Source organism: Bifidobacterium sp. LH_413, assembly GCF_056357015.1.
Genome location: NZ_JBKEVK010000003.1, coordinates 204,648 through 224,285 on the forward strand (window position 1 = coordinate 204,648; position 19,638 = coordinate 224,285).

Consider the following 19,638-nt stretch of genomic DNA (forward strand, 5'->3'; position numbering starts at 1 on the left):
CCACCGGCGCGACGGATTCGCGCCAAACGGCGTATGATGAAACCCGGAATTCGTGAACGTTAACGCAAATGAAGGCCGACCCGATATGGGTCGGCCTTCGTCGTTGCAGCGGGAAAACTACGTAGAGTCCTACGCGAGCCCCCGCCTGCGACCCTGCGTACAATCGAAGGGTGAACAAGAAAATGAGCAAGATCGTGGAAGCGGCCGGCGGAATCCTCTACAGACGTCGCCGTCTTCCTGACGACGTTGCGCGACGACGCGCCGACGAAGGCTCCTCCGTGATCACGGCCACGGCCACCGCCGCGGTCCCCGCGACGACCGCAATCCCCACGGACGTCGCCGCAAGCAACGCAACCACCACGGAAAATTCCGCAACCACCGCTTCCACCGCCTCCCCAGCATTCGGCACCCCGCGGTTCGACGACATCGAAGTCTGCCTCGTACACCGCCCGAAATACGACGACTGGAGCTGGCCGAAAGGCAAGGTCGACCCGAACGAATCGCATATGCACGCCGCCGTGCGTGAGATCGGCGAGGAGACCGGCCTGCCCGTCGCGCTCGGCCCGTACCTCGGCGACGTCGAATACCCGCAGTCCGAAGAAGGCAGCAAGCGCCGCCACACGAAGAACTACGCTCCCGACGTGAACACGAAGCACATCCGCTTCTGGATGGCCACCGCCATCTCCCCCGTCGACAAGCTCAAGCGCACCGCCGCACTCGGTCCCGTACACCGCGCCGATGTGGGCGAGATCGACGACGTAATATGGCTCACCCCGGACAAGGCGCGCAAGAAGCTCACCCATTCCACGGACAAGGAGATCCTCGCCCTGTTCATCGACCGCCTCCAGGAGGGCGCGGCCGACGCGGTGCCGGTCATTCTCGTGCGCCATGGCAAGGCGGAGGCCCGCAAATCCTGGAAGGGCACGGACGCGAACCGTCCGATCACACCGCGCGGAGCCGCCGCCGCGTTCGCCCTGAGCCACGAACTCGCCTGCTTCAACCCGGTGCGCCTCGCCACCTCCCCATGGATCCGCTGCATGGAGACCCTGGAGACGTTCTCCTGGCAGACCGGCCGCGACATGGTCAAACTCGACCCGCTCACCGAGGACGCGTTCGCCGCCGACCCGCAGGCCGCATGGGAATGTTTCAAGTCCGAGATCGACTATGCGCTCAAACACCGCAATCCGGCCGCGGTCTGCATGCACCGGCCGGTGATCGGTGGTATATTCGACCATCTGCGCGCCTTGTGCGTCTCCGATTCGCTCGCGAAGCGTCTGATCGCCAAGTCGCCCTACATGCCCACCGGCAGCGCGCTCGCGCTGTTCGCCATCGCCACGCCGAGGGGCCCCCGCATCATCGATATCCAGAAGGTCATTCCGCTTGTCTACTAGCTTCCCCACCACAGGAACCGCCGGAATCACCGGCAACACGGGCAACGGCTCCGTGCTCGCCTCCCGCTCCGGCTTCGTGCCCACGCCCGGCTCCGCGCCGCGCCCGTCGCGCCCCGGCCAGCTCGCCCCCGCCCTGCTTGAGCAGATGGCGGGCGGCAACGACCCGGGCGTCGTCAACGAGATCGCGCACTCCTCCGCCTCCGCGCTGCTCGACCGCGTGCGCCACAGCGAGGATCCGGCGGTCGTCGCGCGCGTGCTCACCGTCGTCGAGCGCGAAGGAGTGGACGACATCGCCGAACTGTGGAGCTCGTCGCCGGCGGACACGCTGCCCGGCGTGCTGTGGCGCCTGTACATGCTGCGCACGTGGATGCGCACGCACCGCGACGCGATTGCGCGGCTGTGGCGCGTCGGCGAGCCAGTCGCGACGTCCGCCTCCGCGATCGCCGGCGTCGACCAGGCGCCGACCGAGGACGACATCGCGCGTCTCGCCGATTCGATTCTGTCCGGCGCGTTCACCGGCGATTTCGCCGTGGCGATGGAACGCGCGGCCGCGTTCACCGACGTGGTGGCGCTGGGACTGCGCATCGAGGCGAAGCATCTCGCCGAACAGGCCGCCACGCTGGGCGCCAAGTCGAACGCCGACAAGGCGGCGCGGCTCATGCACACGGCCGCGAACCTGTTCGTCACCGCCAAGGACTTCCACCACGCCGCGAACCTCTGGCGGCGCGGCAAGCTGGAGTAGCGGAAAGAAAAAAGAAAAAAGCAAAAAGAAAAGCGCCGAACCGTGAAAGCGCCTGTCGGCGCAAGGGCCGCTCGCGGCGGCAAAAAATGGAGCCCGGGGCTTAAGCACGGCCCGACGCGGATAACAGTATAAGCATTGACAAGCTCATGCCACGCCGCGCACACGGAATCCGCCGCCGCGAGCCCCTTCGGGCCTTGCAATTACGGACTTCGCTACGCGAAGCCTCAATTCTGCCTTCGTTCGCCTGTCGGCTCACTCAGGCTGACGCTACGGGGAATCCACCGGATTCCCCGCTCGACGCGTCAGCCCTTGCGCCGACAGGCGCTTTCACGGTTCGGCGCTTTCTCTTTTGTCTCTTCTGACTCACTCCTCCAGCGGTGTGACCTGTACCACGCGCGCGGCGAGACGTTCCACGATGTCGTGGTGGTGGGTGGAGAGCAGCACGGTCTTTCCGGCATCCGCGAACGCGCGCAGCACGCGCACCACCACATCGGTGTTGCGCTCGTCCAAGCCGTCGGTGGGCTCGTCGAGCACGAGCAGATCCGGGTTCATCGACAGGCAGCACGCGATGGCGACGCGCTTCTTCTCGCCGCCGGACAGCCGGTAGGGCGCGCGGCCGCGCAGACGTTCCAATCCGAACAACGCCACCATGTCGTCCACGCGCCGCGCCACCTCGTCATCCGGCAATCCCATCTGCATCGGTCCGAACGCGATCTCCTCCTCGACGGACGGGCAGAACAGCTGTGTATCCGAGTTCTGGAACACGAATCCGACGCGCTGGTGCAGCGCCTTCGCGAACCGGCTGTTCCGCGCCTCGACGGCCGCGCGCGTCACCGGCGTGCCAGCGAACCGGTATTCGCCAGCATCGGGGAACTCCAACGCGTTGATGATGCGCATGATCGTGGTCTTGCCCACCCCGTTCGGGCCGAGCAGCGCCACGCACTCGCCGCGCATGATGGTCAGCGAGAAATCGCGCAGCACCGCATGCGAACCATCGTCATACGGATCGCGGTACGAGAATCCGATATGCTCCAACTCCACCAGCGGCATCCCAGCCGTTCCAGCCGCGCCAGCCGCGCCAGCCATGTCAGCCATGTCAGCCGTTCCGGTCGTTCCAGCCGCACCCGACTTCCCCGCGCCGAACGCGTCATCTCGAATCGCATCCTCGCGAAGCGCCCCGTCAGCCATCATCGACCACCTCCATAACAGCCCCTCACCATCGTCTTCATCACCACATCCATCATCCCAATACCACGGCCACCGCCGCCACGACCGCCACGACCGCCGCATACGCCGCGTTCGCCCAAGTGGCCAGCGGTTCGCGCCGCACATGGTACCGCCCGTCGAACCCGCGGCAGGTCATCGCCTCGGCCATGGCCTTCGCCTCGACGTGCGCCCGCAGGAACACGGCGCCGATCACACGCCCCGCGGACATCATCTTGCGCCGGTCCCGCCCGACGCTACGCAACCGCAACGCGTCGAGCAGCCCCACCATGGACCGCCCGAGGATGTCGATGAACTGGATGGTCACGTCGCACACGTACACGACGCTGTCCGGCACGCCCACGCCACGCAGCCCGGCGAGCAGCCGGTTCCACGCGACGGTGCGCGCGAGCGCGACCACGAGCGCGACGGCGACGAACGCGCGCACGGCGAGCCGCACCACGACCGCCCCGGATTGTCCGACGAGCAGCGCCGGCAGCCCGATCACGACGCTCAGCAGGGTCACGGCGAACGCCGGCCTGAGAATCGCCAGGATGAGCCGCGCCGGCCGCGCCGCCAGCATGACGAGCACGAGCGCGAGCGCCGCATAGGAGAACGCCATGCCGCGCGTCGCGTTCACGCAGACGATGATCGCGATGATGCCGACGAGCCGCAGTCCGGGCGAGACCCGCCCCAGCGCGCGGTCGAACGGACTGCCCGCGACCGACACGGGCGCGCCGACCTGTCCGAGCATGCCGCCCAGCCGCGCGAGATTGCGTTCGATGAACGTGGACCGGTCCGTGGGCGGATCGTAGCGTTCGGACGCGCGCAGCCACGCGGGAATCGTCACGGCATCGGTCTCGCCGCCAGTCGTCGGCCCGGCCAGGCGCTCGGCCAAACACCCGGTCGAATGTCCGGTCAAGCGCGCGTCCGTCTCGCCGGTCATGCCGCGGACACGGCCTTGCGCCGCGCACGCCCGCGCACGGCGAAGGCGAGCAGGCGGAAGACGATGGCGAGCACGGCGATGCCGATCACGGCGCTCAGCAGGTATCCGGCGACGTCCGGCAGCCCGGCGAGCGCGTAGTCGGGCAGGAGCGCGTTCCAGCTGAATCCGTGCGCGATGTACCGCGGCACGTAGTCGAGTCCGGTCGCGGTCATGAAGTCCTCGGCTCCCCATTCACCCCATGCGTCGCCGGTGGCGATGAGTCCGATCGGCGAGAGCAGCGCGACGACGCCGAGCGCGATCCACGCGCTGCGCCGCAATCCGTCGCGGCCATCACGTTCGTCATGTCCGACAAGTCCGTCACGTTCCCCACGAACCGTCACGGCATCGGTGCCGCCCACGCCCGTCGCGATGATCTCGGGTGCGGTGCGCCGCACGAATTCGACGACGACCACGGTGAGCAGTCCTTCGACGACGCCGGCGACGGCGAGGTGCGGCACGAGCATCGCGGGAATGGTGACGGCGAACGGGAACGGGAAGTAGAGCGCCTGTCCGTCGGCGTCGTGGAAGAGCAGTGGCTGCGCGCCGAGTTCGAGCGCCACGCACAGGGCGGCGAGGGTGAGGCCCACGTAGCCGGCGAGGAACGTCGCGACGCGGCCGGCCGCGCGCGCGGTGCCGTCGCGACGCGCACGCGCGTTCGCGCCGTCGCGGCGTCCGGCGGCGAGACGCGCGACGCCACGACCCGCCGCGGCGATGCCGTATGCGGCGAACGGCAGCACGACAGCCATGTTGAAGCAGTTCGCGCCGAGCGTGATGATGCCGCCGTCGCCGAAGAGGAGCGCCTGCAGCAGCAGCGCGACGGACACGGCGACGGTCGCGTACTGCGGTCCGAGCAGGAGCGCGATGAGCGCGCCACCGACGCCGTGCGCGGTGGTGCCGCCGGGCGTGGGCACGTTGAACATCATGATGAGGAAGGAGAACGCGGCGCCGGCACCCAGGTACGCCATCCGCTCCGGCGTGGCATCACGCATGACATGACGCAGGCACAGCACCCAGATCGGAATCATGACGGCCCAGAACAACGCGCCGGTGGACGGCGAGACGAAGTTGTCGGGGATGTGCATCGCCAGCGTGGCGGCCTGTGCGGATGGGGTGTCGGTGATCATGCGCGCTCCTTCTGCTCCGCCGCGGTCGGTTCCGCTTCGGTTCGTGGGTTTCGTGTCGTATCGTGTGACGTAATATCACATCCGTGATTCGGGCAGGGTCCGGCGGCCCGCCGCCCGTTGCAATCATTGCGAAACGCCGATGCGCGGACGCGAGCCGTCCATATGCCGGACGGCATTTTCCGGCGATATTTCCCCGATGATTCCCATCCGTTACATGCGCGCGCGGCGACGCTCCTACACTGTTCGCAGATCGCCGCCCGGCAGTCGGACGGCCATGCACCCCGACACTGAAGGAGGGCGGATGATCGCCAAGGAGATCACCGGCAACATCATCAGCCAGCGGTATGACGACGGCAAGCTCGCCGTGCCGATCGCGTTCGACTGGTTCGAGACGGACAAGAAGCGCATGCGCAAGGTCGCCGAGGACGGCACCGAGTTCGGCATCATGGTGGGCCGCACCATCAAGGACGGCGACGTGCTCGCCGAGACCGACGACAAGCGCTATTTCGCGCGTATCCGCACCGCGCAGCTCATCGAGATCCCCGTGGACTCGATGAAGGAGATGGGCCGCCTGTGCTTCGAGCTCGGCAACCGCCATCTGAGCCTCAAGGTGGAGGACGACCGCGTGCTCGTCCCCTACGACCATCCGACGATGGAGTACACGAAGAAGATCGGCTACGAGCCGCACATCATCGAGGGCGGGTTCGACGGATTCCTCATCGTCAAGGCACACGCCGGTTCGGGCACGATCATCCCCGGCACGAACAAGACGACGGGCGACGTGGCCGAGGAGGAGCAGGAAGCCGAGGCGGACGCCGCGTGGGCCGCGCAGGAGGCCGGCGGGAAGCACGACGATCACGCCGAGCATGAGCACGCCGACGAGCACGGCCATCACCACCATCATGTCGTCGAGGAGCCCGGCGTCGATGCCGACCACCCGTACCAGCTCAAGCCGGGCGAATACGAGTCGAACGGCGTGCTGCACCGCCCGGACGGCTCGCACAGCCACGACGGCGGCCGCACCTGGCACACGCACTGATTCCCGATTCCGCCCCAGGAAAGCCGAAACCATGAACGTCAACGAGACCGAGGCACGCCGCCTCGCCATGCTGCAGGTGTGCGACAGCGTCTTCCCTGTGGGCGCGTTCGCGCTGTCCAACGGCATGGAGACCTTCGTGCAGCGTGATTTCCTGCGCCGCGGCCCCGACTTCGAGCAGTACATGAAGAACTATCTCGAGGTCGCGCCGTACAAGGAGATCGGGCAGATGGTGCTCGCCGGCAGAGCGGCCACCGACGCGCGGCTGTCGCGCAACGGGCTCACGAAACGGCTCGCCGCGCTCGACGAGCTGTCGGGCGCGCTGCAGTCGGCGCGTGAGATCCGCGAGGGCGGCGAGCGCATGTGCACGCGCCTCATCAAGCTCGCCAGCGAGATGGATCCGGGACTCGAACACTCCCCCAAGCTCGGCCTGTACGCGGAACTCATCCGCGCGAAACGCTGCCGCGGGCTGCATTCGATCGCGATGGGCCTGTACGCGGCCGACCATGCGCCGGACATCCGCGACGCGGCCATCATGTACGGCTATTCGTTGCTGAGCGCGCTCACCATGTGCGCGGCGAAGGCGATTCCACTGAGCCAGTACGCGGGCCAGGTCGCGTTGCACGATTCGTTCCCACGGCTCGTGCGCGCCGTCGACATCGCGATGACGCTCGGACCGGACGACCTGGGCATCTCCGGCGCGTTCCTCGACATCGCCGCGATGCAGCACGAGACGCTGTACTCGCGCCTGTACATGAGCTGACGCGATCCGCAATCACCAACCAAAAAACAAACCACAAAACCACAACACGCAACCCACATCCATCTACCAACCCAAGGAGCACATATGTCCTACGTGCGCATCGGCGTGGCCGGCCCGGTCGGTTCCGGCAAGACCGCGCTCATCGAACGCCTCACCCGCAAGATGGCCGACGACTACAGCATCTGCGTCGTCACCAACGACATCTACACGAAGGAGGACGCCGAATTCCTCATCGAACATTCGCGCCTCGCGCCGGACCGCATCGTCGGCGTGGAGACCGGCGGCTGCCCGCACACCGCGATCCGCGAGGACTGCTCGATGAACCTGGAGGCGTGCGAGGAGATGGCGCGCACCCACCCGGACGTCGAGATCATGTTCGTCGAGTCCGGCGGCGACAACCTGTCCGCCACGTTCAGCCCGGACCTCGCCGACGCGACGATCTACGTGATCGCCACCGACGAGGGCGACAAGATCCCGCGCAAGGGCGGTCCGGGCGTGACGCGCTCCGACCTGCTCGTCATCAACAAGGCCGATCTCGCGCCGCTCGTGCACGCCGACCTCGACGTGATGGCCCGCGATTCCAGGAAGATGCGCGGCGACCGCCCGTTCATCTTCACCGACCTGATGGGCGGCGCGGGCGTCGACGACGTGATCGACTGGATCAAGAAGAGCGTGCTGTTCGAAGGCATGTGATCCGCGGCGATATCGGGCGAATATGACGCCGTGAAAGCTACACTGGGATTATGTCCGAGACTGTGAGCGAATTCGAGTTCGAGCGGCGGTTCTTCTGTCGTGAACTGCCGCCCGAATACGATGACGGCGATGCACCCGCCCTCATCCTGCAAAGCTATTTCGTCTATGAGGACAACTATGCGCTGCGCGTGCGCCTGAAGACGCGACGTGTGCGCATCGACATGACGCCCGACCTCGACCCGCGCGCGGTGCTCGAGGAGCATTGCGACGATTTCGAACGCGCCTACGTCACCGTGAAAGGGCCGTCCGTGGGCGGCACACGCTATGAGGCGGAACGTGAGATCGACACGCGCATCGCCGTCGAACTGGTGCGGCGGGGCGGCAGGCCGATCATCAAGAACCGGTATTCCGTGTGGATCGCGGAGGACGGGTGGAGCGTGGACGTGTTCGGCGGGGCGAACGCGCCGCTCATCGTCGCCGAGGCGGAGCGCGCCACGCCCGTCACGAATCTCACGATCCCGAAATTCTGCGTCACCGAGATCACCGACCAGCCGCGCTTCAACAACGATGGTCTCGCCGGTCGCCCATTCGGCGAATGGAAGGACGATTTCGAGCGCGAACTCGCCGCCACCGGCCCCCAATTCCAACAGTTCTTCGGCAAGAACAAAATGGAGTGAACGAGGCGGGCAGACCGCGCACCCGGCCCCCTCTGACGAGGGGGCTGTCCGCGAAGCGGACTGGGGGAGAGACCACGGCCGTAGGCCGCAGGAAACGGCATCGGCCTCGGTCGATGCGACATTCCCGCGGCCTACGGTCACTTCCGTTTCTCTCCCTCCGACCGCCTACGGCGGCCACCTCCCTCGTCAGAGGGAGGCAAGGAAGCGGAAATCAGTACATGAGCGTGGCGAGGCGTCGGCGGGCGGCCTTGAGGCGGGCGTCGGTCGGCTCGGGAATCGCGAAGTATTCGAGCAGACGCTTGCGCACCGGCTCGATGTCGGCCTTGTGGCCGGCGGCCACGAAGTCGAGCAGACGGTCGAAGGCGTCCTGGATCTGCCCGCCGATCATGTCGATGTCCGCCACGGCGAGCTGGGCCTCCACGTCATCCGGCGCGGCCGCGGCGGCGGCGCGCACCTCGCGCACGTCGGCGTCGGCCGAACGCGCGAGCAGCAGCGCCTTGGCGCGTTCGCGAGCGGCGAGCGCGTCGTTCGGATCGGATTCAAGCACCCTGCCGTACGCGGCGGCGGCACCCGCGTAGTCGCCGGCCTGCGCCAGCTGATGCGCCTCCTGATGCTCCGGCGGCACGACGGCGGCCGCGGCGGCACCCGCGCCGTCCGTGCCGGAACCGTCGGCGCCCGCCGCGGACGGGTCGCCCGAGTATGGGGCGGTGCCGGTCACGCCGGACTGCTGCGCCATCGCGACGATCTTCGGCAGCACCTGCGTCTTGATCTGGTCGAGCTCGTCATCGGAGGGCAGGCCCTGCAGCAGCGGCATCGGACAGCCGCCGATCAGAGCGAACAGCGCGGGCGCGCCCTGCACCTGCAGCGCCTGGGCGATCGACGGATTCTCGTTGATGTCGATGCGGGAGAGCTGGATCTGGCCGTTCATCGCGTTCACCGCGTCGGCGAGCGCGCGCGCCATCGGGAAGAGACGGTCGTCGGTGGGGATCCACAGGAGCAGCAGGATCGGGAACGTGGCGGAGGTCTGCACCATCGCCTGGAACGTGTTCTCCGTGGTGTCGATCACGTAGCCGCCGGCCGCGGGCGCGCCGCCCTCCTGGCCGGGCTCGGCCTTCACCTGATGCGCGAGCGCCTCGAGATCGACGGCTCCCGCCAACGAGACCCCGGGATTGAACTTCGGCTGATCGGCCATGCCACGCCTCCAACTTGTCGTGAGAATACAAAAAGATGCCGCCACTCATCTTAGTGACGGCATCCCCGCTTCGCCTACAGCGTTCACTACAGCGCTTCGACCTTGACGGGCTGGCGTTCGGCGCCGACGGCGGTGATCTTCGCGGCGTCGCCGGTGGCGCCGGCCGGCGGGATGTACATGGCGATCACGTTCACGTACGTGACCTTCATCGTGCTGGTGGCCTTGCCGTCGCCGAACAGCGCCTTCTCCTGGTCGGAGGCGGGCAGCGATTCGCGGCCCTCGCCGGCTTGGCGCGTCCAGGTGGAGTCGATGCGCGCGACGACCAGGTCGCCGCCGTCCGTGGACCGCATGATCGCGAGCTGGTTCTTCGGCGCGGTGAACTCCTGTTCCTGTGTGCCCTTGTTCGCCTCCATGCCCTGCTGCACGGTGGCGTTCAGCTGCTGGAGGTCGGAGCGGAACAGATCGTCGGCGAACTTGTCCTTGTACTGGCTGGAGTCGCCGTTGTTGAGCAGGTCGGTGTACCAGTCCACCGCGTCCTGGGGGGTCGCGACGAGCTTGGTGTCCTTCGCGGTGCCCATCTCGGTGCCGAGCTTCGGCACTTCGAACTTCGGCAGCTTCGCGCCCTGGAACAGGCGGGCCACGCCCCACAGCTTGTAGTTCTCGCGCGCGGAATTCTGCGTCATGACGAGCAGTCGCTTCGACTGCTGGTCCTCGGTGGTCGTCGTGATCGTGAACACGGTGCGCGGCCATCCGTCGTCGACGGGGATGACGGTCTGCGTGATCTTGCGCGGGATCGTCGCCTTCGCGTCGAGCGTGCCGGTCGCGGCGGCGATGGTGAGTTCGCTGGTGCGCACCTCGAGCTGCGGTCCGGTCAGTCGCGCGGCGAGTCCGTCCACGTTCTTCGACTCGTTCGCCGCATCGATCACGTCGAGGATGTCCGTGCGGATCCTCTTCTCCTGCGCGACGGTCAGGTCGGGCGTGCGGGCCGCGGATTCCGCGGTCGCGACCTTCGGCACCTGTCCTTCGCACGCGCCGAGCGAGACGAGCATGCCGGCGGCGAGGGTGAGCGCCGTGAGTTTCGCCGCGATGGTTCCCATACGTTTCGTCATCGGTTCTCCTCCCCGTCCGTGGTCGTGTCGTCGGTCGCGGCGTCTCCGGCCGCACCCGAATCGCCGGAATCATCCGAACCGTCGCCGCCGACCTCCTGCGCGAGACGCGCGAAGTACGCCTGCAGTTCGTCGGGGGAGATCACGGACGTCGCCTCGTCGTTGACGTCCGGTTGCGCGGCGGCGGCCGGCTGCGGCGTGGCGGCGGCATCGGCCGCGCCCGCCGCGTCGGCGACGAGATTACGCGACGTCGGATCGACGACCACCGGCGAATCGACCTTCACCGGCTCGATCGTGCCCGTGTCGGTGCCGACGGCGTGGCGGCGGCGACGGCCGCGCCCGCCGCGTTTCGTCTTCGGCTCGTAGCTCGGGCTGAGACCGAGGCTGCCGGCGACGGCCGCGCCGATCGACACCTCCTCCTCGGGCTCGACCGGGGCGCTTTCGACGTGGCGCTTGCGGCGCTTGTGCGGCGGCATCGCGAAGACGGTGGCGGTGAACACGGCGAGCACGGCGAGCAGTCCGCCGATGAAGTACAGCGGGGTCGCGTAGTCGGGCAGCGTGCGGCGCGTCCACGTGAACGACACGTCGGCGGCGGTCGACGAGCCGAGGTCGACGATCGCGACGTCGGTGGAGCTGCGCGACGTCGCCTTCATCGTGACCTCGCCCTTGCCGCACTTGACGGCGGTCCACATGTCGGAGTCCTTGAACGCGACTTCGGTGGAGTCGCCGGTGGCGGACGCGGCGCCCGAGGCGCTCTCGTCCTGGCCGCCGTCCGCCTTCTCGGTGGACAGCGTCGCCCAGTCGGCCAGTCCGGTGACGCGCGTGTAGGCGGCGCCGGACAGCCACCCGGAGGCGTCCTTCGACGAGGCGGTCGCGACGCACACGTCGCCGCCGCCCGCGTCCACGTTCATGTTCACGGTGCTGTCGACCAGTCCGAGCACGTTCGGATCGGTGACGATGTAGCGGGAGCCGCTGACCTTGGCATCGGTGGTGATAATGCGGCTCGGCTGCCAGATCGTGGCGTTCAGCACGCCGACGACGATCGCCGCGACGGCCAGGAGGCCGACGAACGGCGTGACCACGCCGCGCATGATGGTCGCGCGGCGCCGATCGTGCGGAGTGCGGCCGTCCTTGCGGCCGGCCTCGTCCGCGCGCTCGTTCTCGTTCTTGGATTCCTCAACACTCATAATGAGCGCCATTCTACAAGCCAGGCCTGAAAGCCGGGTGGGAACGGCGGGAAAATCGCGGTTGGCGGCTAGGGTGGTGCCCATGCGCAACACTTCTCATTCCGTGATCCGCACCGCTCTGGCGGCCATCTGCTCGCTCGCCATGTGCGCGACGCTCGCCGCGTGCGGCGGTTCGAACTCCGATTCGAAGGACTCCTCGAAGTCCTCGTCCGATTCCTCCTCCAGCTCCTCGTCGACGAAGATGGACCAGATCGCCGGCGTGACGGCGACCGGCGATCTCGGCTCGAAGCCGAGCATCAAGTTCAAGACGCCGATGACCGTGCAGAACAACACGTACGCGGTCGTGCAGAACGGCGACGGCGAGACCATCGAAAAGGGCGACCGCGTGTGCGCCCAGGGCATCGCGATCAACGCGAAGGACGGCTCCGAGCTGATGAGCTCGTGGGAGAAGAACACGCCCGACTGCTCGATCCAGCTGTCCGACTCGAACCTCAAGCAGATCCCGCCGTACACGAAGATGGTGGGACTGAAGCTCAACTCGACGATCGTGTTCGGCGTCAACGACTCGAACAGCTCCGGCACGTCCTACCTGCTCGCCTACACGCTCGTCTCCCGCTCCAAGGACCTGACCAAGGCCACCGGCGACGTCGTGACCGACATCCCGTCGAACCTGCCGAAGGTGACGCGCGCCAAGAACGGCAAGCCGTCCATCGACATGAACGGCCAGGGCTCCGTGGATTCGCTGGTCGTGCAGACGCTCGTCAAGGGCAAGGGCAAGGAGCTCACCAAGGACAACACCGCGGTCGTCAAGTACACGGGCTGGCTGACCGACGGCACACAGTTCGACTCCTCCTGGTCGAAGAACACGACGCTCGACGCCGACCTGTTCAGCGATTCGACGAACGGCCAGCATCAGGTGATCACCGGCTGGCAGGAGGGTCTGCGCGGCCAGACCGTCGGCTCGCAGGTGCTGCTCATCATCCCGCCGGACAAGGCGTATGGCGACACCGCCCAGGGTTCAATCCCCGCGAACTCGACCCTCGTCTTCGTCATCGACATCCTCGGCGCCTACTGATCGGTCGCACGATCACGTCCCACATGGCAGCCCCCTCGTCAGAGGGGGCTTTGCTGTTGGGCTGGAACGGGCCGTGATGCGCGTGTCGGCAAGGCGCACCGAGGGAAGGCGTGCGCAGGCACGTCGACCGAGGAGCAACGCGGCCGACGCGCCATCACGGCCTGTTCAGAACAGACGCAGGGAGTCGTCCTCAGCACCCTTCATCTCCTCGTAGTCGAGAATCAGGCAGCGGAAGCCGCGGTCCTCGGCGAGGACGCGCGCCTGCGGGGTGATGGTCTGCGCGGCGAAGATGCCGTGCACGGGGGCGAGCAGCGGGTCGCGGTTCAGCAGTTCGCAGTACCGGGTGAGCTGTTCGACGCCGTCGATGCCACCGTGGCGTTTGATCTCGATGGCGACGTGTTCGCCGTCCGCGTTGACGGCCATGATGTCGACCGGGCCGATGGCGGTCGGGTATTCGCGGCGCACGAGTTTCGCGCCGTCGCCGATGCGGTGGATCTGTTCGGCGAGGTACTGCTGGAGATGGTCCTCGACACCGTCCTTGACGAGACCGGGGTCGACGCCCAGATCATAGCTTTCGTCCGAATACACGTGGTACAGCGTGACTTCCAGGATGTCCGACGACTTGTCCGCCGTGACGCGCAGCACCTTCTCGGGCTGCGGTGCGGTTGCATCCGTCGCGTCCGCATCCGTCGCGTCCGCGCCCTTCTCCCCCGCTTCCGGGACGATCTCGCGGATCGTACAAGGGGCGCTCATCCAGTTCAGCGGCTTGTACGAGCCGAGTTCGGAGAAGATCAGCAGGCTGTTGTCCGCCTTGATGAGCAGGACGCGCCTGGCGAACGGCAGGGATGCGTTGAGTCGTCCGGAGTATTCCGCCGAGCAATCGGCCACAAGAATGCGCATAACGGCTCACTGTACCGCATCCTCCCCACCCCACTCACCACACCTCACCCACAACCCACTCACACCCCCGGCGCAACTCCCATGGTGCGGTAAAACTCCCATGGTGCGGTCGCCGAAAACCGCATGATTCCGGGGATATGGAGAAAGTGTGTTGCCGCACCATGGGACGAGAAAGCCCCCTCACGCAAAGTGAGGGGGCTTCGAAGGGGTCTCGCGATGCCGGTCAGCGAATCAACGGGTCAATGGGACCCGGACTCACTGCTCGGGACCGGAGTACTGCACGTCGTGGCCGCGTTCGACCGCGACGGTCAGCTTGTTCGAGTCGAAGGAGATGAATCCGTCGGTCACCTCGAACGTGTGACGGGCATCGTCGGGCTCGACCACAGTGAGCGTACCCTGCTTGATGACCGTGAGCACCGGCTCATGGTTCGGCAGGATGCCCATGCCGCCTTCGGAGGCGGGGATGGTCACGCTTTTCGCCTCGCCGTGCCACACGGGGTGGTCGGCCGCGACGATGTTCACCTTCATCGTGGTCTTTTCCGATCCTGCCATCACGCACCCAGTTCCTTCTGCATCTTGTGCCACTTCTCCTCGAGATCGTCGATGCCGCCGATGCCGGAGAACGCCTGCTCCGGGACGTCGTCGTACACGCCGTCGCAGATGCGGGTGAAGGCCTCGATGGTCTCGTCGGCCGGCACGTAGGAGCCCGGGCGACCGGTGAACTTCTCGGCCACGTAGAAGTTCTGGCCGAGGAACTGCTCGATGCGGCGGGCGCGGTTGACGGTGGTCTTGTCCTCTTCGGAGAGCTCGTCGATGCCGATCAGGGCGATGATGTCCTGCAGCTCCTTGTTACGCTGCAGAATCGCCTTGACGCGGTTGGCGCACTCGTAGTGCTTCTGGCCGACGTAACGCGGATCGAGGATTCGCGACGTGGAGCTCAGCGGGTCCACGGCCGGGTAGATGCCCTTCGAGGCGATATCACGGGAAAGCTCGGTCGTCGCGTCGAGGTGGGCGAAGGTCGTGGCCGGGGCCGGGTCGGTGTAATCATCGGCCGGCACGTAGATGGCCTGCAGCGAGGTGATGGAGTGGCCTCGCGTCGAGGTGATGCGCTCCTGAAGCGCGCCCATCTCGTCGGCCAGGTTCGGCTGGTAGCCCACGGCGGAAGGCATACGGCCCAGCAGCGTGGACACCTCGGAACCGGCCTGCGTGAAGCGGAAGATGTTGTCGATGAACAGCAGCACGTCCTGGTTCTGCACGTCGCGGAAGTACTCGGCCATAGTCAGTGCGGTCAGCGGCACGCGCAGACGGGTGCCCGGCTGCTCGTCCATCTGGCCGAAGACCAGGGCGGTCTTCTCGAGAACGCCGGCCTCGTCCATCTCGCCGATCAGATCGTTGCCCTCACGGGTACGCTCGCCGACGCCGGCGAACACGGAGACACCGCCGTGGTTCTGCGCCACGCGCTGGATCATCTCCTGGATGAGGACGGTCTTGCCGACGCCTGCGCCGCCGAACAGACCGATCTTGCCGCCCTGCACGTACGGGGTCAGAAGATCGATGACCTTGATGCCGGTCTCGAACATCTGGGTCTTGGACTCCAGCTGGTCGAACGCCGGCGGGTTGCGGTGGATCGGCCAACGCTCGGTCACGGTGATAGTCTCGTCCGGCTTCTTGTTGAGCACGTTGCCCGCGACGTCGAAGACGTGGCCCTTGGTCACGTCGCCGACCGGCACGGAGATCGGCGCGCCCGTGTCGAACACGGAGGCGCCGCGCACCAGGCCGTCGGTCGGCTTCAGCGCGACGCAGCGCACGGTGGAGTCGCCGAGGTGCTGTTCGACCTCGAGGGTGATCGTGGTCGACTTGGCCTCGCCTTCCTCCTTGGCGCCCGTGTTGACGATCGTCACCTTCAGGGCGTTGTAGATGTCGGGCAGATGGCCCACCGGGAACTCAACGTCGATGACCGAACCCTGGACTCGGGTGACGCGTCCGTGAATCGGCTCGCCGTTGCTCTCGGAAGCCACAGTGGTCTGATTCTCAGCCATAGTGCGTTCCTACTCTTCCTTTGTATTCAGCGCGTCGGCGCTGCCGATGATCTCGGTAAGTTCCTGCGTGATCGAGGCCTGACGCGAGGCGTTGAGCTTGCGCGTGAGATCGTCGATCAGATTGCGTGCGTTGTCCGTAGCCGTGTGCATGGCGTTCTGACGGCTCGCCGTCTCGGAGGCGGCGGCGGTCAGCAGGCACTCGTGGATGCGGGACTGGATGTACTTCGGCAGAATCGCATCCAGCACCTCGTCCAGGCTCGGCTCGAAGGCGTACAGCGGCGAAACGTCGTCCGAATCGGAGGACTCCTCCTCGGACGCGCGCGTCGTCGGCGCGCCCACGATCTCGACGGGCAGCATGCGCAGCACGCGAACCTTCTGGACCACCATGTTGATGAACTCGGTGTAGACGATGTAGAGTTCGGAGACTCCGCCCTGGTCCGCCGGCTTCATATAGGCGTCCATCAGAGCGTTGGAGATCGTCTCAGCGATTTCCACGCCGGGCTGGTCGGTGTCGCCCTCCCATGTGGCCGCGACGTCGCGGTTGCGGTACTTGTAGTACGTCGAACCGCGACGCCCGTACACGAACAGCTCCGGCTTCTTGCCGGCATCCTCGAGACGAGCCAGCAGCGACTCGGTCTCGCGGATGATCGAAGAGGTGTACGGGCCGGCCATGCCACGATCCGAGGTGAGGGCGAGAACGGCCACGCGCGGGTTGTTCTCGTCCTTCACCGCGATCGGATGCGTGATATGGGTGTGTGCCACCAACGCTTGCACGGCATCGAAAATCGCATCGGTGTACGGCTTCGCGTTCAAGGCGACGTCACGGGCCTTGGCGATGTGCGAAGACGCGATCATCTCCTGGGCGTTGAAGATCTTCTCCAACGACTCGGTGGAGTGGATGCGTGATTTCAATGCGAGTTGCGAGCCCATGGCTTACTTCTCTCCCGCCACGATCTTTTCCTGCTCGACCGGGGCGGCCTTGGACACGTCCGGCTTCTTGTCGACCAGCGGCTTGCCGGTGGACGACACGAAGGTCGCACGGAACGCATCGACGGCCTTGGCCAGCTCCGCCTCGGTGTCGGCGGTGAAGTCCTCGGTCTCGCGGATGGTCTTGAGGATGTCGGTGTTGTGATCGAGGTAGTCCAGCAGACCCTGCTCGAAGGGCAGCACGTCCTTGAGCTCGAGGTCGTCGAGCTTGCCGTGGGTGCCGGTCCAGACGGACACGACCTCCTGCTCCATCGAGTACGGATGGAACTGCGGCTGCTTCAACAGCTCGGTCAGGTGGGCGCCACGGGTCAGCTGGGCCTTGGACGCCGCATCCAGATCGGACGCGAACATGGCGAAGGATTCCAGCGAACGGTACTGCGCCAGGGAGATCTTCAGCGTGCCGGAGACCTTCTTGAGAGCCTTGGTCTGTGCGGCGCCGCCGACTCGGGAGACCGAGATGCCGACGTCCACGGCGGGACGCTGGTTGGCGTTGAACAGATCGGACTGAAGGAAGATCTGGCCGTCGGTGATGGAGATCACGTTGGTCGGGATGTAGGCGGACACGTCGTTCGCCTTCGTCTCGACGATCGGCAGACCCGTCATCGAGCCGCCGCCGAGGTCGTCGGAGACCTTCGCGCAGCGTTCGAGCAGACGGGAGTGCAGATAGAAGACGTCACCCGGGTAGGCCTCGCGCCCCGGCGGACGACGGAGCAGCAGGGAGATCGATCGGTACGCCTCGGCCTGCTTCGACAGATCGTCGAAGACGATGAGGACGTGCTTGCCGTTGTACATCCAGTGCTGGCCGATGGCCGATCCGGTGTACGGGGCGATGTACTTGAAGCCAGCGGAATCGGAGGCCGGGGAGGCCACGATGGTGGTGTACTCCATGGCGCCCGCGTCTTCGAGGCTCTGCTTCACGGAGGCGATGGTGGAGCCCTTCTGGCCGACCGCGACGTAGATGCAGCGCACCTGCTTCTTCGGATCGCCGGATTCCCAGTTCGCCTTCTGGTTGATGATGGTGTCGATCGCGATGGCGGTCTTGCCGGTCTGGCGGTCGCCGATGATGAGCTGGCGCTGGCCGCGGCCGATCGGCGTCATCGCGTCGATGGCCTTGAGGCCGGTGGACAGCGGCTCGTCGACCGGGTGGCGGTGCATCACGTCCGGAGCCTGGGCTTCAAGGATGCGGCGGCCTTCGCTCTTGATCTCGCCGAGGCCGTCGATCGGCTTGCCCAGCGGGTCCACGACGCGGCCGAGGTAGCCGTCGCCGACGGGCACGGAGAGCACTTCGCCGGTGCGGCGCACTTCCTGGCCTTCCTCGATTCCAGCGAAATCGCCGAGGATAACCACGCCGATCTCACGGGCGTCAAGGTTGAACGCCAGGCCGAGCGTGCCGTCTTCGAACGTCAGCAGCTCATTGGCCATGCAACCAGGCAATCCCGTCACGTGCGCGATGCCGTCACCGGCCGTGGCGACATAGCCCACTTCCTGGGTGGGAGTGTCGCTCGGCTGGTAGGACGACACGAAGTCGTCCAAGGCCTTGCGTACCGAGGCGGGATCGATGGTCAGTTCTGCCATGATCACTCCTTCATTTGGTTTCTTGTTCAGTGCAAGTCTTTGCTTGTGTGTTCAGCCGTGCGGCGCTTGCGGAAGCCGATGGCCCCGCCCGGCGCACGCGGGCCTGTCAGTCGTTGCTCAGTTCGTGCCGGCCTTCACCGTGCGGTGGAGATGTTCGAGCTGCGCGACCACGGTGTTGTCCGTGACCTCGTCGCCGACCTGGATGCGCATGCCGCCCAGCACGGACGGGTCGACCACGGCGTTGATGTGCACCGGGCGTCCGACCTTCGCCGTGTAGATCTTCACCAGTCGCAGGATCTGCTCCTTCGTCAACGGGGTGGCGGTGGTCACGGTGACCATCGACTCGCCCATGTGGCGGGAGAACTTGTTGATCAGCCACTGGATGGTCTCCAGATAGCGGCGGCGGCGCAGGTTGCACGTGGCGTGCTCGGCGAGACGCATCGTGACCTTGTTGAGGCCCTTGCCGCCGAACAGCTCGCGGAACAGCGCGACGCGCGCCTGGCTCGTGGCCTGGTCGTCGTACAGCTTGGCGCGCACGACCGGCAGGGTCAGCAGCGCCGAGTTCAGCTGGGACAGCTCGATGGACACCTTGAGCGTGGCGCCGGTGGCGTCCGCGTAGTACATCATCGCGTCGACGCCGAAGTCCTCGACGGCGTTCGCGATGTGGCGGGCCTTGCTCCACTGGCGACCGACCAGATCGGTCAGGATCTCCATCGTCATCGGGTGCACGCGGTCGCCGACGATCTCCTTGAGCACAGCCACCTTGTCGGCGACCGGACGGGACGGGTCGGTCAGCGCGCGCTCGAGCGCGATGTTGTCATCCAGCACACGGGTGATCGTGAACAGTTCGTTGCCGATCCGCCACGCGTCCTCACGGGTGTCGCGAAGCTTCGGGGCCAGCGAATCACGCGACTCGCGGTCTGCAATACGAGATGCCTCTCCTCGCATGGTCACCTCCCTTTC

19 protein-coding genes are annotated in these 19,638 nt (G+C 66.5%); 7 read left to right on the forward strand and 12 right to left on the reverse strand.

The features are described 5' to 3' along the window. Nucleotides 1-182 precede the first annotated feature (182 nt). Nucleotides 183-1,391, forward strand: coding sequence for an NUDIX hydrolase (locus AC1AYN_RS06955; protein WP_476532710.1), 1,209 nt, complete (start codon nt 183-185; stop codon nt 1,389-1,391). Nucleotides 1,392-1,536: 145 nt separating this feature from the next. Beyond that, complete coding sequence (locus tag AC1AYN_RS06960; RefSeq protein ID WP_243394372.1) at nt 1,537-2,133, forward strand: hypothetical protein; 597 nt, start codon at nt 1,537-1,539, stop codon at nt 2,131-2,133. A gap of 363 nt (nt 2,134-2,496) precedes the next feature. Here the strand turns inward: AC1AYN_RS06960 and AC1AYN_RS06965 are convergent, their stop codons facing one another. Genes AC1AYN_RS06965 through cbiM form a run of 3 tightly spaced genes read right to left on the reverse strand, consistent with a single transcriptional unit; the run spans nt 2,497 to nt 5,445 of the window. After that, nucleotides 2,497-3,324, reverse strand: a complete 828-nt coding sequence (locus AC1AYN_RS06965; RefSeq protein WP_476532711.1) for an energy-coupling factor ABC transporter ATP-binding protein — start codon at nt 3,322-3,324, stop codon at nt 2,497-2,499. A gap of 49 nt (nt 3,325-3,373) precedes the next feature. Continuing rightward, on the reverse strand, nt 3,374-4,282 hold the full coding sequence (locus AC1AYN_RS06970) for an energy-coupling factor transporter transmembrane component T (protein ID WP_476532712.1): 909 nt from the start codon (nt 4,280-4,282) through the stop codon (nt 3,374-3,376). Next, a complete protein-coding gene (cbiM, locus tag AC1AYN_RS06975) occupies nt 4,279-5,445 on the reverse strand; it encodes a cobalt transporter CbiM (RefSeq protein ID WP_476532713.1) in 1,167 nt (388 codons plus the stop codon). Before cbiM ends, AC1AYN_RS06970 begins: the two co-directional genes overlap by 4 nt. A gap of 301 nt (nt 5,446-5,746) precedes the next feature. Between cbiM and AC1AYN_RS06980 the strand changes: the two genes are divergently transcribed. The 4 genes from AC1AYN_RS06980 (at nt 5,747) to AC1AYN_RS06995 (ending at nt 8,614) form a co-directional block, all read left to right on the forward strand. Beyond that, nucleotides 5,747-6,484, forward strand: a complete 738-nt coding sequence (locus tag AC1AYN_RS06980) for an urease accessory protein UreE (protein ID WP_476532714.1) — start codon at nt 5,747-5,749, stop codon at nt 6,482-6,484. Nucleotides 6,485-6,515: 31 nt separating this feature from the next. Beyond that, complete coding sequence (locus AC1AYN_RS06985) at nt 6,516-7,244, forward strand: urease accessory protein UreF (RefSeq protein WP_476532715.1); 729 nt, start codon at nt 6,516-6,518, stop codon at nt 7,242-7,244. Between the two features lie 84 nt (nt 7,245-7,328). Then, entirely contained in the window at nt 7,329-7,937 is a 609-nt protein-coding gene (gene ureG / locus AC1AYN_RS06990) for an urease accessory protein UreG (protein WP_476532716.1), read from the forward strand. A gap of 50 nt (nt 7,938-7,987) precedes the next feature. Next, nucleotides 7,988-8,614 (forward strand): CYTH domain-containing protein, encoded by a 627-nt coding sequence (locus tag AC1AYN_RS06995; RefSeq protein ID WP_476502679.1) that lies wholly within the window; start codon nt 7,988-7,990, stop codon nt 8,612-8,614. Between the two features lie 211 nt (nt 8,615-8,825). On the opposite strand, the gene AC1AYN_RS07000 is transcribed toward AC1AYN_RS06995, so the two are convergent. The 3 genes from AC1AYN_RS07000 to AC1AYN_RS07010 all read right to left on the reverse strand — a co-directional run bounded on the left by AC1AYN_RS07000 (nt 8,826) and on the right by AC1AYN_RS07010 (nt 12,099). Further along, a complete protein-coding gene (locus AC1AYN_RS07000) occupies nt 8,826-9,806 on the reverse strand; it encodes a tetratricopeptide repeat protein (protein WP_476532717.1) in 981 nt (326 codons plus the stop codon). 86 nt (nt 9,807-9,892) lie between these two features. After that, the gene (locus AC1AYN_RS07005; protein ID WP_476532718.1) at nt 9,893-10,915 is read right to left on the reverse strand and encodes a DUF8094 domain-containing protein; all 1,023 of its coding nucleotides are present in this window, start codon (nt 10,913-10,915) and stop codon (nt 9,893-9,895) included. Next, on the reverse strand, nt 10,912-12,099 hold the full coding sequence (locus AC1AYN_RS07010; protein WP_476532719.1) for a hypothetical protein: 1,188 nt from the start codon (nt 12,097-12,099) through the stop codon (nt 10,912-10,914). Before AC1AYN_RS07010 ends, AC1AYN_RS07005 begins: the two co-directional genes overlap by 4 nt. An 82-nt stretch (nt 12,100-12,181) precedes the next feature. Here AC1AYN_RS07010 and AC1AYN_RS07015 point away from each other — a divergent pair, with 82 nt between their 5' ends. Continuing rightward, nucleotides 12,182-13,174, forward strand: a complete 993-nt coding sequence (locus tag AC1AYN_RS07015) for an FKBP-type peptidyl-prolyl cis-trans isomerase (RefSeq protein WP_476502683.1) — start codon at nt 12,182-12,184, stop codon at nt 13,172-13,174. Nucleotides 13,175-13,339: 165 nt separating this feature from the next. On the opposite strand, the gene nucS is transcribed toward AC1AYN_RS07015, so the two are convergent. From nucS to AC1AYN_RS07045, 6 genes are all read right to left on the reverse strand, one after another. Next, nucleotides 13,340-14,074, reverse strand: coding sequence for an endonuclease NucS (nucS, locus tag AC1AYN_RS07020; RefSeq protein WP_476532720.1), 735 nt, complete (start codon nt 14,072-14,074; stop codon nt 13,340-13,342). Between the two features lie 255 nt (nt 14,075-14,329). Further along, nucleotides 14,330-14,626, reverse strand: coding sequence for a F0F1 ATP synthase subunit epsilon (locus tag AC1AYN_RS07025; protein ID WP_034528884.1), 297 nt, complete (start codon nt 14,624-14,626; stop codon nt 14,330-14,332). After that, the gene (gene atpD / locus AC1AYN_RS07030; RefSeq protein WP_034528882.1) at nt 14,626-16,113 is read right to left on the reverse strand and encodes a F0F1 ATP synthase subunit beta; all 1,488 of its coding nucleotides are present in this window, start codon (nt 16,111-16,113) and stop codon (nt 14,626-14,628) included. Before atpD ends, AC1AYN_RS07025 begins: the two co-directional genes overlap by 1 nt. A 9-nt stretch (nt 16,114-16,122) precedes the next feature. Next, nucleotides 16,123-17,043 (reverse strand): F0F1 ATP synthase subunit gamma, encoded by a 921-nt coding sequence (locus tag AC1AYN_RS07035; protein WP_476532721.1) that lies wholly within the window; start codon nt 17,041-17,043, stop codon nt 16,123-16,125. 3 nt (nt 17,044-17,046) lie between these two features. Continuing rightward, nucleotides 17,047-18,675: a F0F1 ATP synthase subunit alpha gene (gene atpA / locus AC1AYN_RS07040; RefSeq protein ID WP_476502686.1), complete on the reverse strand. Its 1,629-nt coding sequence runs from the start codon at nt 18,673-18,675 to the stop codon at nt 17,047-17,049. Nucleotides 18,676-18,792: 117 nt separating this feature from the next. Then, nucleotides 18,793-19,623 carry a F0F1 ATP synthase subunit delta gene (locus tag AC1AYN_RS07045; protein WP_476502687.1) on the reverse strand — a complete coding sequence of 277 codons (831 nt, stop codon included), beginning with the start codon at nt 19,621-19,623 and terminating at the stop codon, nt 18,793-18,795. Nucleotides 19,624-19,638: the final 15 nt, after the last annotated feature.